Consider the following 15,169-nt stretch of genomic DNA (forward strand, 5'->3'; position numbering starts at 1 on the left):
TATTTCGGCAATGAGGGGGTGAAACTTGATAGGTGCGGGGCGCTTTTTTTCCATTTTCAGGAGATTCCCCCTTTTTCCCCCACCCCATTCATCTCCACGCCGCTTTTAACGGTCTCCTTGGCAAATCGAAGTCCCGATTCCAGCAGTTCAATGGCGGCCCTTTCGCCAGGGTCCATCTTGGCAAATTTTGCGCCATCGCATGTTTCAAGCATCCCTATTATCAGCTCACGATAGCCTGATATTTCCGGCGGAAAATTACGGGAGAGCTCCCAGGTGGTGTACTCCATTGACTGCACCCCGTACTCTTCTTCTATATAAAGCCTTATCGCCTCGGATACGCCGGAAAAATGTTCCTTTATCATCCCTTTGGCGTAGAGGTTCTCCGCTCTCAGCCGTTCCAGCTCCTTTACCACCCGTTCAAAAGGGGTGAGCCTCTTTTTATTTTCAAGATGCTCAAGCCTCCGCGCCGCCCATTTTCTGTAAAGCAGATACAGCGCCGCCACCCCCGCTGCCGCCAGCAATAGCGGAATTATGTATACCTTCCAATCCCGTGTCGGCTCAACGATTCCCGCAATTACGTCCGGGTCGGGCTCCCCCTCACCCTCAGCGACAAGCGGTTTTACATCTATGAAAACGTCGTTCGCCTTCGTCTTTTGTGTCTCGCCGCCGCTCACGGTCCACTCGAAAACATATTCCGGCAGTTTGAGCCTTCCGGTATCGAACGGGGCCAGAACGAATGTCAAAGTGTACTTTGGATGATCCCCCGTCACATTCACATCGAGCGCCTCAAAGGGGCCGTGCGGACCGAGGCGAACCAGAGGCTTTATCTCTTCATTGCCATCAGACTCGATAGTGATGATGTAGATTATCCGATCCCCTATCTCGACGCTCTCCGGCTCAACCATGGCAGAAACGGTCACCTCCGCGTACGAGGGGGATAAATGCAGAAACATGAAAACAAGAACAAAGGCCGGCATTCGAGTCGTTTTCTGCCAAAACATCATCAGCCTCTCCACCTATTTAAATATTTCGAATGCATAGGATATTTCAATATTACAAATACGGTAACATGGCATAACTAAATCCGTAACACTCGATCACTTCCAACTCCGCCATAAAATTATCTCCCAGAAGCGAGGCGCTTCTCCCTTTTCTTGAAAAATTTCACCAGCGGATCCGCCACCGACTTGTTTGACGGTATCGGAATATGATCCACTCCGCACTGGCCGAAAGTTTTCTTCAAATACATCTCGCGCCTCCGAACCTCTTTGTCAAAACGGATCCTGAAGTCGGGATTCGAGCTGTCCACCAGTATCTCCTCTCCCGTTTCCGCGTCTAGCAGCGTTACGAGCCCCGCGTCCGGAAGCGTTTTTTCAGCCGGATCAAAGACCTCCACCGCTATCACGTCATGTCTTTTCGACGCCACGCTTAGCGGTTTCGTTAACGGCTCTTCCGTTACGAAATCCGAAATTAAAAAAACTATCGCCTTTCTTTTTACCGTCATGCTCAGCCTTTCAAGCGCGCCTATGACATTGGTGTCGCTCCCCTGCGGTTTGAAGAAAAGTATCTCCCTGATTATTCTCAGAACATGCTTTCGCCCCTTGGATGGGGGGATGAATAGCTCGACCGAACCTGTAAATACAAGAAGCCCGACCTTGTCGCCGTTCCTTATGGCGGAAAAAGCGAGCGTGGCGCAAAGCTCCGCTATCGCTTCCATCTTGAATCTCCCCTCGGTGCCGAAGTTCCCGGAAGCCGAAGCGTCGACCATCAGTATTACCGTCAGCTCCCGCTCCTCGTTGAAAACCTTTATGAACGGCTTTCCGCTTCGCGCGGTGACGTTCCAGTCGATCGAGCGGACATCGTCCCCCGGATTGTACTGGCGGACTTCGGCGAACTCCATTCCCGAACCTTTAAAGACGGAGTGATACTCTCCCGAAAAGACCGCTTCGACGAGTTTGCGGGTCTTTATCTCAAGACGTCTTATACGCCTGAAAATCTCCCTCGGCAACCGGGAGGAATCTTCATTCGTCTCTCCCATTTTTACGGAACCGGAACAGCTTCGAAAATTGATTTAACGATATCGTCGGACGTCATATTTTCCGCCTCCGCCTCGTAGGTAGGGATTATCCTGTGGCGAAGAATGTCGAGACCGACAGCCTTTATATCATCCGGGTTTACATAGCCGCGATGGCGCAGGAAGGCGTGGGCCTTGGCGGCGTTTGTCAGGTAAATGGAAGCGCGCGGCGAAGCGCCGTACTCGATCAGGTCCCCGATATTGAGGCCGTAATCCTTCGGCTTTCTGGAAGCGAAAACAATATCGACGACATATTTGTATATCTTCTCATCAACGTAAATCTCGTCGATGACCTCCCTCGCCTCGATGATCTCGGTGGAGCCAATCACGGTATTCGTATTCGCCTTGAAACCGGTAGACATCCTCTTCACAATCTCCAGCTCCTCGTTCATGGTCGGATAATCGAGTTTCAATTTCATCATGAACCTGTCGACCTGCGCTTCGGGGAGCTGGTATGTCCCCTCCTGCTCTATCGGATTCTGCGTGGCTAGTACCATGAATGGTTCGTCGAGCTTGAAGGTCTCTCCCCCTATCGTTATCTGTTTTTCCTGCATAGCCTCGAGGAGCGCCGACTGCACCTTGGCGGGGGCGCGGTTGATCTCGTCCGCCAGTACGATGTTGGTGAATATCGGCCCCTTCTTGACGGAAAATTTACCGCTCTTGACGTCGTAAATTTCGGTGCCGATAAGATCCGCCGGGAGAAGGTCCGGCGTGAACTGCAGGCGGACAGTATCAAGCTTCATCGCCTTTGACAAAGTGGTAACAGCAAGCGTCTTCGCCAGCCCAGGCACCCCTTCAAGAAGAACATGGCCGCGGCAAAGGAGGGCGATAACTATCTTCTCGAGCATCACCTGCCTGCCGACGATGGTTTTGCCTATCTCCCTGAAAAGGAGATCGACGAAGGCCGATTTCTCTTTTGCTTTTTCATTAATCGCACTGATATCGACGTTCAACGTTTTTCCTCCAGAATCAAACCGTTAAAAAGAAACCATTATATTGATGACGTACCGGGTAGACAAATCCCAATATTTCCGCCATATCCCGAGAAGTAAATACGATGCTGTGGGAATTCAGAAATCGAGCCCCTTCTGTGCCGGTATCCCCTTTTCAAACGGGTGTTTCACCGGCCTTATCTCCGATACCATATCGGCGCAGGAGACAAGCTCGGCGGGGGCGTCGCGCCCCGTAAGTATAAGATGCATGGCAGTCGGCTTTTTTTTAACCAGTTCCAATACATCGTCGATGCTGACCAGCCCCGCCCGGATGGCGTAAATAATCTCGTCGAGAACCACAACCCCAAAATCCCCTTCCAGCGCCTTCGCGGCTGTCTCCAGCCCCTTTTGCGCCGCGGCGACATGCTCCTCGCGCGGTTTCCCCTCCTGCCATGTAAAACCCTCGCCGACACGCACAACCTCAAGGAGCCCTTCAAAACGTTTTGCCGAGTGAAGCTCCCCCGTATCCATCGTCCCTTTAATGAACTGAATGACCTTGCATTTCATGCCGTGACCGAGGGCGCGGAAAACCGTCCCGAAAGCGGCGGAGGTTTTCCCCTTGCCATCACCGGTGAAGATCACCGTCAAACCCCTTATATCCTTTCCCATATGTTTCCTCCCCCTTTGATGCTCAAACAGAAAATTCCCTGGCATTCCTTGAGGCCAGAAGCCAGATAAAGAACGGCCCGCCAAGCATAGCCGTTATCACGCCGACCGGTATCTCGGCGGGAGCTATGACCGACCGGGCGACCGCATCGCAAACGGTAAGGAACGCTCCGCCAAACATAATGCTTGCGGGGGCCGTGAATCGAATGTCGGGCCCGGCGATAAGCCTTATGATGTGCGGCGCCATCAATCCTACGAAACCTATCGGTCCGCATACGGATACCACACCGCCGATCATCAGCGACGTTGCGAAGAAGAGTATCTTCCTTACCCGCCGGACATCCACCCCTCTGCTTATAGCGAGATCATCCCCCAGCGAAATGAGGTTTAGCTCCCTCGTATTCGCAAACACCACCCCCCACCCAATAATCACAAGTGGCGCCATCCCGGAGAGCTTGCCGTAGTCCACCGATTCAAGCGCTCCCATCAGCCACCTGATTATCCGGTATGAAGCGGTGAAATCCGACATGTACTGTATAAAGAGAATGAGGCTTGCAAAGAAGAAGCTGATAGCCACCCCGGCCAGTAGCATGCTCGTGGAGGAGAATCCCGGGCGAATGGTGGAGATGGAATAGACTATCATTATCGCCCCTATTGCTCCGGCGAAGGCAAAGAGGCTCGAACCGGAAATTCCGAGAATTGAAAAAGGTATTCCTAGATGAAAGAAGATGACAGCTCCAAGCGACGCCCCGCCCGATACGCCAAGAGTGAAAGGGGTTGCGAGCGGATTTCTGAACATCGTCTGAAACACCAGCCCCCCCGCCGCCAATGCTCCGCCGACAATGAAGCTACCGAGCACACGCGGGATGCGCATCTCCCAGAAGATATTCGCCTCGGAGCCGCTCCCAAGCGCATCGGCATAAGATATCGTCTTAATGCCGACCATCGGCGCTATGAGAAAGATCAATATGGAACCTAAAAATATCAGAAGAGTCTTTACCCTTCTCCCCCGGAACTCGTTGGCAAGCTGCAGTTCCGGCTGGTGCAGCGTCTCACCCTTTCCAATGCTCATGGAAGTATCACCTCCATGCCGGTAACGGGGTGCCTTCCGATAGTAAAATCCTTCTCATAGATACTGCTCAGCACCGAACCGGAAAGGAGACCGCCCGGTTCACCGATGTAGGTGAGCTTCCCCTCCTTTAAAGCAACCACCTTTGTAACGGGGGGGGATATCGCCATATTAAGATCGTGGGTGACTATGATCAGAGTCTTGCCGCTTCTGTTCACCTCCGAGAGCGTATGATGCACTTCATCGTGATGCTTCGGGTCCAGAAAAGTTGTCGGTTCATCCAGCAGTATGATCTCCGCTTCCTGGCACAAGGCCGCGGCAATGAAAACCTTTTGCCGTTCGCCGCCTGAGAGTGTGTTTATCCCCCTTGCGGCAAACTTTTCCGTACCGGTCTGTTTCAGCACCTCGTAGACCTTCTCCTTATCCTCTTTTTCAACAGCCGAAAACGAAGAGAGATACGGATACCGCCCCATCAAAACGAACTCATAGACCGTAAACGGCAGGTAGCGGCCATCCGACTGCGGAACGTAGCTGACGATCTTCGCGTACTCCTTCTGCTTCCTTGAATCTCGTTTTTTGCCAAGAATCGAAATGGAGCCTCTGCCGAAATCGGTGATCCTTCCGATGGATTTCAGGAGGGTCGTTTTCCCCGCTCCGTTTGGCCCGATAAGGGATACATACTCCCCCTGCTCCACGGAAAAACTGATATCGCGAAGGATGGATTTGCCGTTTATCTCAACGGAAAAACTGTCAATTTCTATGAAGGGGAAGGTCATGCGAGCGATTATTGCCTTTTTGCTTCACCATGACAAGAGGCGAGCAGATATGGCAGAAAAACCTCTATTTAAGAATTTTTGACATTATGATCTCGTTCCCCTTTTCGTTGAACTCCAACTTGTCCATATAGCTTGCAATGATGAAAAGACCACGCCCAAAAAAATCATCCGCGTTTGTTTTGCCCGATTTTACGATGGCCATTTTTTCCTTATGATTGAATCCGTTACCTTCGTCCCGAATGGTTATGTCAATCTGTTTTGCGCATCGACAGATTTCCAGAAAGACCTCTCTGCTTCCGTATTTCGAATCATTAACCCTCTCCCTGAACAGTTTTTCGTACTTCTCAAAACCGTCACCGTCGCCGTTATTCTTTAAATCCGAAGAGAGTTCCAGATTGCCATGCTCAATTGCGTTGCGCAGCGCTTCATGGATAGCCAGACTGTATTTTATGCTTTCTACCTTCCCCAGAACACTTTCCATATCGAACTGTTTTGAAAGAAAGTTCGCGGTGGACAGAAGATTATCCCCCTGCGTGAAAGTTTTCGTGTCGAGAAGGAGTTCATGCCTTTCAGCTATTCTGTACTTCAGGGCGAAATCCTGGATTTTCCTGCTCGTCGTCAATATCTGGATATTCTTCACCTGCTCTAGAAACTCGGTATTATTGAACGGTTTTACAATGAACGCGACCGCCCCAAGATTCAGAGCCTCCACCGCGTAATCAAAATCCTTATGCCCGGAAATGACAATCACAGGGACCTCAGAAAATCCCCCTTTAAGGGTCTTGAGAATTTGCAGGCCGTTAATGCCGGGCAACACTATGTCGCTGATGATCAGCGAATAGTCGCTGGTCTTCGCTTTCTGGAGCCCATCTTCTCCATTCGTGGATATATCAACTTCAAAACCCTCGATTTCCAGAAGGGTCCTTATCAAGTCGCAAATTATCGGTTCGTCTTCTATAACCAGAACTTTCATATACCCACCTTTCCCATGTGAGAGGTAACGAACGTTTGTAGCCAACTAGTCGGCTACATGATACGATGAATGAATATTTGCGGGTATGATATAACAAATATTTCAAAATGTACCGGGAAAAATGGAGTTGTTTAAAAAATTCAACCTTAGCGGAAAGATCATCGCCGTTTCCATAATGGCCTCTCTCGCGGTACTTTCCATCGGATTTTCCGTCATCGTCGATCGCGAAGAGATGAATATGATGATGATGGTAAAGGAACATTCCGAGATAATTTCCGCCTCGATTCGGGAGAACGTCAGGAACAACTATTCGAACATCGAATCAAACCTGGACTATCTGCAATCCTACGCCGAATCGCTTTCAGAGCGTAAAGATGTGATCCATCTGGAACTTCTGGACCATGACGCCATCGTGATTGCGCATACGGACAGGAAGATGATCGGGGAAGTCGCCACGCAAGAACACATGTCATATGTCAAGAAAGTATTAAAAAACGGGAATATTGTAGAACATGCCGATAAAAAAGAGGGTACCTTTACAATCTTCGCCCCTGTCTCACATGCAGGGAAAAATCAGGAAAACCGGATAGTCGGCGTCATCGAGCTTGTCATGAGGCTTCATGACGACATTCCAGCTATCAGGAAAACCGTGCGGGAGATCATCTCTATTGCGAACATAAACATGGCGAGACTCTTTTTCGACATGGAGGCGGGAGTTGAAAATCTCCAAAACACATCGGAAAGCCTCGCGCTTGTAAAGGATGTTATCCATCTTGAGCTGATCGATAAAAATCTGAATATCATCGCACATACACAGGCAGACAGGGTAGGAAAGAAACCTTTGAAAAGACATCTTTTATCCATAGAAAAGGTGTTTGAAACCGGGATCGAGCAGACAGACATGGATACTAAACTCCAGCAGTACACCCGGTTTATTCCAATCGCGAAGAACAAGGAGGATGAGATCGCAATCGTCGCAGAGCTTGTCATGGACATGAGGCACGCTTTGCATGGGATTTCCGAAATGCGGCTGAGCATGATCACAACCGCCGGGATAATGGCTCTTATCATCATTATCACACTCACGCTATTCCTCGGGCGCATCGTAATTCTGCCGGTACACAGGCTTACGAACGCGGCAGAATCGGTATCGGAAGGGAATTTGGATGTAAACGTCAAAGTCGACTCACAGGATGAACTAGGCATCCTGGCGGAATCATTCAACAGGATGACACTCGACCTTAAGGTCTACCGGGAAAAACTGGAAAGCGCGAAGGATTCCGCCGAAGAGGCCAACCGGCTGAAATCGCTTTTCATCGCGAACGTGAACCACGAAATAGGAAGCCCTCTCCAAAGCATTCTCGGCCTTAGCCAGCTTATCAAGGAGGGGATGTGCAACGACAAGGAAGAGGAGATGAAATTCATAAACGATATCGTCGTCTCTGCGTTCCACCTGCAGGGGCTGATGAAAGGGCTTCTCAGCCTTAGCATTATCGAAACAGGGAAACGCCCCGCAAACATCAACATATACCGGATAGGCGAAATTCTCGACAGGGTTCGCCAGATCACATGGATGCAGGCGAAGGAGAAAAACCTGGAATTGATCATTAAATATGAGGACTCCGAAAAAAATCCGGCTGTGTATTGCGATTCCATACACCTGCAGGAAGCGCTGGTGAATTTCGTTTCCAACGCTATCAAATTCACCGACAAAGGCTCCATTACAATCAGGATCGAATGCCTGAGGCACGAAGGGAAAATGCACATCGATATAACCGACACCGGCATCGGAATCGAGGAGAAATATTTAAATGATATCTTCGAGCCGTTTATGCAGGCATCGGGCGAGAAAAAACGGGGGGGCGCAGGCCTCGGCCTTTCCATCGCGAAAGAACTTGTCACCGGGATGGGGGGAAGCGTCTCCGTTCATAGCGACGGACTTGGAAAAGGGACGACGTTCAGGATAGTTCTCTCTCTCCCCGAAGAGTAGCGCCCCGAACCGGAAAAAAAGGGAAATACCGCCTGAAGTTAGCTGAAGAAAAGACTACCGCAACCGGCGGATAAGCGAGATCTCGGTCCCTTGTTCATTATATTGAACCTCATCCATGTAAGACTCGATCAACAATAATCCCCTGCCGCTCAATTCCAGCGGATCCACGTCTCCGCTCCTTTCGCGGGCCAATACTTTTGTAAAATCAAAACCTTTCCCTTCATCCCTGATTTTTATGGCCACTTGGTTGGGTTCCCTGTCTATGTGGATATGAACTTTTTTTGACGAGTACTTCGGATCGTTGGAGCGCTGCTTCAGCAGTTTGTCGTAGGCATCGCCGAAGTCATTTTCCCCTGTATCCAGTTTCGACACGGACGACAACTCCATGTTTCCATGCTCAACGGAGTTCCTTAACGCTTCGTGAATGGCAAGCCCGTACTTCATCTTTTTCGACGGCGGAACCGGCACATCACCGGATGTAAACCTGTCCGTAAGATATGCGGTAGTGAGCACGAAGTTGTCACTCCGCATCAATGTGCCTGTTTCAAAGGTCATGACCTGATTTTCCTGCACAAGATGGGAAAGAGCGAAATCCCTGCCGCGTTTGCTTGAGGAGAGGATCCTTATCTGCTCTACCTGTTTTCTGAGATCGTAATTGGTAAACGGCTTCACCAGAAACCCGACAGCCCCGGCGTTCAGGGCCGATGGAACCATGCTCAGATCTGAATGTGAAATGATTATCATCGCCAAAACGCCGCTGTTTACGCTTTTGGCGCGAGTGATAAATTCCAGCGCGGTCATGTCAGCGAGATGTGATTCGCAAATTACAAGAAGAACAGATTTGTCCCGTATTTTCTCAAGCGCTTCCCCGCCTGAAAAGACAATACTGCTGTTGCATTGCTCTCTTTCCAGCAGGGAAGATAATAGCTCTGCCTCCCCGACATCCTTTGTAATCACCACCCCTTTCATAGGATGAATTATACAGAAGTTCGTTTTTTGGACATTTTATATATTTTCGGGGGAAAAATTGGTAGTTCAGGAATAAAAAATATATTATAGGCCGAAAGCATGAAGATACAAAAGGACAACCACTCCAATAACCTGACCGATATAGAGATATCTAACCCCCATGTGAACTATCGAGAACCTCTTCCGCATGGGATCCCCTTCGGCAGGCAGATCAAAACTCCCGATCTTGTCGCGCATTTTGTTCAGCCGTTTCGATACTATCCTGCCGACAATGTACAAATGAAGTACCACTACATAAACAGCCCATTCGAAATACTGATATGAATAGTTCAGTTTGCTTTTGAGAAAAAATACCAAGAGCATGGATAAAACCACACCTCTTATCAGAAAATCCTGCCTGCGGAGAATCTGTGTCGTAAGCCCGGACGCCTCGGTGCGCGATTCCACCTTGCTGAAAATGAGCGGAATGGCAAGCATTCCAATTCCTACCAGGCTGCCGCCCCATATCATCAGGAGTGTCGTGTAGACAAAATCTATGTGCGCTTCGTACTGATTGAAATCTATTCCCTCAAACATTTGAACAATATTTCATCTATGGCTTTTAAACTCAAATCTTTTTTTGCATCTATGCCCGGGATGTTAATAAAACAACAACAAATACCGCGCTATCCGGCCTGCCCCCCAGGAGCCGATTTCAGACCGAGGTTGACTAAAGGCTCCGGTTTGGAATACCATTTTGCTCTTATAAAAATTTTGGTTACTTTTAACCGGAGAAAATGTAATGACCGACCCCTATTTTCAGAAGATGTTCGCCGAGAGGATCGGCGGCGAGAAGTTTGGCAAAGATACCACGATTTACAAGTTTGAGAAGATAAAACGAGCAAAACGCGCCGCCCTGAAGGCGAATCCCGATCTTGAGATGATCGACATGGGCGTAGGGGAGCCGGACTGGATGGCCGACCCGATGGTCGTTAAAACCCTTTCCGTGGAAGCCGCAAAGCCGGAAAACCGATGGTATACCGACAACGGAATATCGGAATTCAAGGTCGCCGCCGCAAAGTACATGGAGACGGAGTACGGAGTAAAAGGGCTCGACCCGGAAAAGCAGATAAACCACTCTATCGGTAGCAAACCGGCGCTTGCTTTAATTCCGAGCATATTCATCAATCCCGGCGACGTGACAATAATGACCGTCCCCGGATACCCTGTAATGGGAACGCATACGCAGTACCTGGGTGGCGAGGTCTACAATATAGAATTGAAAAGAGAGAACGGTTTCATCGCCGACCTTGATTCAATCCCCGCCGACGTACTCAAGAGGGCAAAGCTCCTCTACCTGAACTATCCGAACAACCCGACAGGGGCGACAGCGACCCCTGAATTCTTCAAAAAGGCCGTCGATTTCGCGAAAGCGAACAGACTTGTGGTTATACATGACGCCGCATACGCGGCACTGACGTACGGGACAAAACCGCTTTCTTTCCTCAGCGTTCCGGGAGCTATGGACGTTTGTATAGAGCTTCATTCCCTCTCAAAGGCGTTCAACATGACAGGATGGCGAATGGCGTTCGCCGTTGGTAATCCAACGCTCATCTCAGCGTTTGCCAACGTGAAGGATAATATCGATTCCGGCCAGTTCGCCGCTATTCAGAAAGCGGGTATCACCGCGCTTGAGAATCCCGATATCACAAGAAAGACTGTTGCCAAGTACGAAAGACGGCTGAAGATGATGGTCGAAGTGTTGCGGAATGCCGGATTCGACGCGAAAATGCCAGGGGGCACTTTTTACCTCTTCGTCCCCGCTCCAAAAGGGGCGAAAGGGGTAAAGTTCAATAACGCTGAAGACGCGAGCCAATTCCTCATAAAGGAAAAACATATCTCCACCGTGCCGGAAAACCTCGGAGGGGGCTACCTCCGTTTCGGGGCCACCTTCGTGGCGGCAGACGAAAATGAAGAAAAAAGGGTTCTGCAAGTAATGGGGGAGAGATTGAAAGAGGTAGGTTTTGAATTCTAAGAACGAAATTCAAAACGGCGTTGCCAAAACGGTGGCTGATAAAAGTTCCGGTTCATGGGTGGCGGCGCACCTGTCGATAGGTTCCAACCTGGGCGATTCCAGATCCTGCATTGAATCCGCCCTGCAGATCCTAAAGGAACACGACAGCATCAAGATCACAAGCGTTTCCGACTATTTCAAAACTGAACCGGTAGACATGCACGACGGGGGGAATTTCATAAATTGCGCCGTCGGAATCGAGACAAACCTCAGTCCCCTGGAGCTTCTTGACTCCCTGGAAGAGATAGAGCACCTTCTAGGCAGAAAAACAAAAAGGGACAACAAGCCGAGGACTATCGACATTGATATCATCTACTACGGCGGGATGGTGGTTGTCTTTCCAAGATTGCAGGTTCCGCATCCCAAAATGGCGCAGAGAAGGTTTGTCCTCGAGCCTCTAGCCCAGATAGCGCCGGATATAAAACACCCGACACTCCACCAAACACCCGCGGAACTCGTCATGGCCGTATCGAACCATACAGGCCATTGCTGGAAGATTGAAAACACCGGCGTATAAGTACATCGTTGTGGAAGGGCCGATCGGGGTCGGCAAAACCACTCTCGCCGCGAAACTTGCGGAGCACTACAAGGCAGAAATCCTCCATGAGCAGGTGGAGGAAAATCCCTTTCTTTCCCGTTTTTATCTCGATATGGAAAAATTCGCCTTCAGCGCGCAGATGTTTTTCCTCATGTCGCGATATCAGCAGCTTAAAAAATCGAATCAAATCGATCTTTTCAGCAGTTGCGTCGTGGCGGACTACATGCTTGAAAAGGATTTCATCTTCGCGGAGCTGAACTTGAATAAGGACGAATTTAATTTATATAATGATGTATACAGGATGTTGCAGGGCCATGTGGCGAAACCGGATCTTGTGATATTTTTGTCAGCAGAAACGGAAACGCTGATAAAAAGGATCAGGAAGAGAGGAAGGAGTTTCGAAAAAGCGATACCGGAAAAATATATCGAGGAGGTCAACGAGGCCTACCACCGGTTTTTTTTCCAGTACGGTTCGGGACCGATGCTTCAGGTAAACAGCAACAAAATGGATTTCGTGAATAACGAGGAGGATTTTTCGAAACTGATTGAAAAACTCTCAACCCGGATTAGGGGGAAAGAGTATTTTAATCCGCTTGGATCAGTTTGACTGACCGGGACGGAATATAAACGATTTTTTCGCTATTCGACCGTCGGCGCAAAAAACGCTGGCGGCCCGCCGTTTCTATTTCCCGTCCAGTCGATGTTCCAAACGGAAATGTAATAAACCGACAACATGAGGAACAGGACAATGGACAAGGTAACCGCCGTTTCACTGATCGAACAGAAAAAAGAGGGGCGAAAGATAACCGCCCTTACAGCCTACGACGCGCCGTTCGCCAAATTGATGGATGAAGCAGGCATCGACGTTATCCTGGTAGGCGATTCGGTAGGCATGACGGTGCTCGGCAGGGAAGATACTCTCTCCGTGACCATGGAGGAGATGATCCATCATACAAGGGCCGTTTCCAGCGTGGTGAAACGCGCCATGGTGGTAGCCGATATGCCATTTATGTCGTTTCAGGTCTCGCCGCAAAAAGCTCTTGAAAACGCCGGTCGGCTCATCAAGGAGGGGCGCGCGCACGGGGTGAAACTTGAAGGGGGGAAGATCATGGCGGATACCATCCGCGCAATTGTGAACGCCGGGATCCCCGTGATGGGGCACGTAGGCCTAACCCCGCAATCGGTACACCAGCTCGGCGGCTACAAGGTGCAGGGAAAGAAATTCGATTCCGCCCGCCAGATACTCGCCGATTCAAGGGGAGTCGAAAAGGCGGGAGCCTTCTCGATAGTGCTCGAGGCGATCCCGGCAGACCTGGCGCAGGCCGTAACCGAAGAGCTTCATATCCCTACCGTCGGAATCGGCGCGGGGCCTCACTGCGACGGACAGATACTTGTGATGCAGGATATGCTCGGCCTCTCGGAGAGAAAGGCAAAATTCGTGAAAGAGTTTGTGAACATACGCAAAATTGCTCGCGACGCGTTTACCGCCTACGTAGACGAAGTGCGCGGCTCCGCTTTTCCGTCGGAAGAGCACTCCTATAAACCGTCAAAAACAAAACTGAAAGTGGTCGGCGATGAGGAGAAAAAGAGAGGGTAGGGCGCGCCCGTGATTCAGGTGAAGAGAGAAACAATTTCATTGACCTCAAACGGAAGACTGAACAGTTATTTCAAATATAGATTTGCAAAAAAAAGGGAGGGACTTTCGTCTCCTCCCTGAAAATGCGATTAAAGAATTCAGGTTTGAAGACTAGTCGTCGTCTACCTCGTCATCTTCCTCGTCATCTTCTCCGCCATCGCTGGTGTTGGTATCAGTGGTCGTTATAGTACTTGTGTCTGTCGTGGTACCGGTACCAGTATCGGTCGTAGTACCTGTATCTGTAGTGGAGCCAGTGTCGGTCGCTCCGGCAGAAACAAGTTTAATAAACGGCCCTTTTGCATCGGTCACGGCCAATTCCGCCGAAGCATCGCTTATCCCTACCCATAGCCCATCAGCTTCAACCGAAGCATAAACAAATGCCTGGATGGTTGCGTTTCCGATAGTGGCGCTGATGCTGTATGTGTTGGGGGAGGTCGCAACTGCTTCAACGAGCTGATAATCCCCGCCATACACTACGGTAGGGACGCTCAGGTCGATAGTTACAGAAGTAGCTGAAATTATCAAGGTGTCTGTCCCGGAACCGGTATCCATCGTCCAGGTCCCTTGCAATTCCGAAGGGAACGAAACGGAAGATCCGGTATTATCGTCTGGCGTCGAACCGCAAGAAATAAACAACGGCAAGGCAACTACCAGCGAAGCCTTTGCCAAAAATCTAAGAACCTTTTTCATCCTGGGTGCTCCTTTTTCATGTAAAACACACATATTCATATAACCTTTTTATGTTAGCACATTATCCTTATTTCAAAAAAATCACAGCGCCCTGATAAATGCGCTCACCCCTTCATTGTATTTTATCCATAGGGAATCAATTATGACCTATGTCAATCTTGCATATTTTTAAAGTTCGATACTTCAACTTTTTGAATTCGTTATCCCGATTCTGCCAACAGAAAGTGATCTCGGGCATAACTTTAATTTCGCTATAAACAGCGGAGATTGCCGAATGCGCCCCTTGGATATTAAATCTGCTAAAATTCGTCGTATTTTTTAGCATTCCCCTTTGCCTTGTCAACCGGGTACTTCTTCCCGTTCGCCGCGATCTTCTCTTCCACTGCGCGGCCGACGTCGACGCCAAGCTTATCAGCAAGCCGGATGGCGTAGATGATCACGTCTGCCAGTTCCTCTTTCGCGGCGGCGAGCGCCTTTTGGTCGGGATTGCGCGACTCCTCCTCGGTGAGCCACTGGAAAACCTCGAGCAGTTCCCCCGCCTCGGCGGAAAGCGCCATCGCCAGGTTCTTCGGTGAATGAAACTTCTCCCAGTCCCTCGCCTCGGCAAATTCCTTGAGTCGTCCCCTTATCGCCTCTATATCCATCTCCCTAGATCACCTCGTTGAAAAAGAGAACAAGCAGGATAGTTCCGGCAAAATAGAACAGCAATATTAACGTAAGAAGATATCTTATCCACTTCGCCGGATCCCTTTTGAACACGATAAGCGCCGCCGCTGAAACCAGAATTATCTCTATCGCCGCCC

General features: G+C 49.7%; 16 protein-coding genes. 5 read left to right on the plus strand and 11 right to left on the minus strand.

Annotation, left to right across the window (positions count from 1 at the left end):
- Positions 1-56: 56 nt before the first annotated feature.
- From OEY64_09195 to OEY64_09225, 7 genes are all read right to left on the minus strand, one after another.
- Entirely contained in the window at positions 57-977 is a 921-nt protein-coding gene (locus tag OEY64_09195) for a hypothetical protein (GenBank protein MDH5543124.1), read from the minus strand.
- A 143-nt stretch (positions 978-1,120) separates the two neighbouring features.
- Positions 1,121-2,038 carry a DUF58 domain-containing protein gene (locus tag OEY64_09200; protein MDH5543125.1) on the minus strand — a complete coding sequence of 306 codons (918 nt, stop codon included), beginning with the start codon at positions 2,036-2,038 and terminating at the stop codon, positions 1,121-1,123.
- Between the two features lie 2 nt (positions 2,039-2,040).
- Complete coding sequence (locus tag OEY64_09205) at positions 2,041-3,027, minus strand: AAA family ATPase (GenBank protein MDH5543126.1); 987 nt, start codon at positions 3,025-3,027, stop codon at positions 2,041-2,043.
- Between the two features lie 117 nt (positions 3,028-3,144).
- Entirely contained in the window at positions 3,145-3,675 is a 531-nt protein-coding gene (cobO, locus tag OEY64_09210) for a cob(I)yrinic acid a,c-diamide adenosyltransferase (protein MDH5543127.1), read from the minus strand.
- A 22-nt stretch (positions 3,676-3,697) separates the two neighbouring features.
- On the minus strand, positions 3,698-4,744 hold the full coding sequence (locus OEY64_09215) for an iron ABC transporter permease (protein ID MDH5543128.1): 1,047 nt from the start codon (positions 4,742-4,744) through the stop codon (positions 3,698-3,700).
- Positions 4,741-5,517: an ABC transporter ATP-binding protein gene (locus OEY64_09220; GenBank protein MDH5543129.1), complete on the minus strand. Its 777-nt coding sequence runs from the start codon at positions 5,515-5,517 to the stop codon at positions 4,741-4,743. The genes OEY64_09215 and OEY64_09220 overlap by 4 nt, the downstream gene beginning before the upstream one ends.
- A 64-nt stretch (positions 5,518-5,581) precedes the next feature.
- Entirely contained in the window at positions 5,582-6,490 is a 909-nt protein-coding gene (locus OEY64_09225) for a response regulator (protein ID MDH5543130.1), read from the minus strand.
- A 121-nt stretch (positions 6,491-6,611) separates the two neighbouring features.
- Between OEY64_09225 and OEY64_09230 the strand changes: the two genes are divergently transcribed.
- A complete protein-coding gene (locus tag OEY64_09230) occupies positions 6,612-8,480 on the plus strand; it encodes an ATP-binding protein (GenBank protein MDH5543131.1) in 1,869 nt (622 codons plus the stop codon).
- Positions 8,481-8,534: 54 nt separating this feature from the next.
- Here OEY64_09230 and OEY64_09235 read toward each other — a convergent pair whose 3' ends face one another.
- A complete protein-coding gene (locus OEY64_09235; GenBank protein ID MDH5543132.1) occupies positions 8,535-9,437 on the minus strand; it encodes an ATP-binding protein in 903 nt (300 codons plus the stop codon).
- Positions 9,438-9,533: 96 nt separating this feature from the next.
- On the minus strand, positions 9,534-10,025 hold the full coding sequence (locus OEY64_09240) for a hypothetical protein (GenBank protein ID MDH5543133.1): 492 nt from the start codon (positions 10,023-10,025) through the stop codon (positions 9,534-9,536).
- Between the two features lie 205 nt (positions 10,026-10,230).
- On the opposite strand from OEY64_09240, the gene OEY64_09245 reads away from it, so the two are divergent.
- The 4 genes from OEY64_09245 (at position 10,231) to panB (ending at position 13,637) form a co-directional block, all read left to right on the plus strand.
- Positions 10,231-11,463 (plus strand): LL-diaminopimelate aminotransferase, encoded by a 1,233-nt coding sequence (locus OEY64_09245; GenBank protein MDH5543134.1) that lies wholly within the window; start codon positions 10,231-10,233, stop codon positions 11,461-11,463.
- Complete coding sequence (folK, locus tag OEY64_09250) at positions 11,453-12,019, plus strand: 2-amino-4-hydroxy-6-hydroxymethyldihydropteridine diphosphokinase (GenBank protein ID MDH5543135.1); 567 nt, start codon at positions 11,453-11,455, stop codon at positions 12,017-12,019. Before OEY64_09245 ends, folK begins: the two co-directional genes overlap by 11 nt.
- A complete protein-coding gene (locus OEY64_09255) occupies positions 12,000-12,647 on the plus strand; it encodes a deoxynucleoside kinase (GenBank protein MDH5543136.1) in 648 nt (215 codons plus the stop codon). Before folK ends, OEY64_09255 begins: the two co-directional genes overlap by 20 nt.
- Positions 12,648-12,788: 141 nt before the next feature.
- On the plus strand, positions 12,789-13,637 hold the full coding sequence (panB, locus tag OEY64_09260; protein MDH5543137.1) for a 3-methyl-2-oxobutanoate hydroxymethyltransferase: 849 nt from the start codon (positions 12,789-12,791) through the stop codon (positions 13,635-13,637).
- A gap of 150 nt (positions 13,638-13,787) precedes the next feature.
- Here the strand turns inward: panB and OEY64_09265 are convergent, their stop codons facing one another.
- On the minus strand, positions 13,788-14,366 hold the full coding sequence (locus OEY64_09265; GenBank protein ID MDH5543138.1) for a hypothetical protein: 579 nt from the start codon (positions 14,364-14,366) through the stop codon (positions 13,788-13,790).
- A 299-nt stretch (positions 14,367-14,665) separates the two neighbouring features.
- Positions 14,666-15,010: a nucleotide pyrophosphohydrolase gene (locus OEY64_09270; GenBank protein MDH5543139.1), complete on the minus strand. Its 345-nt coding sequence runs from the start codon at positions 15,008-15,010 to the stop codon at positions 14,666-14,668.
- Between the last annotated feature and the right edge of the window lie 159 nt (positions 15,011-15,169).

The sequence above is a fragment of the Nitrospinota bacterium genome, assembly GCA_029881495.1.
Classification (GTDB): domain Bacteria; phylum Nitrospinota_A; class UBA7883; order JACRGQ01; family JACRGQ01; genus JAOUMJ01.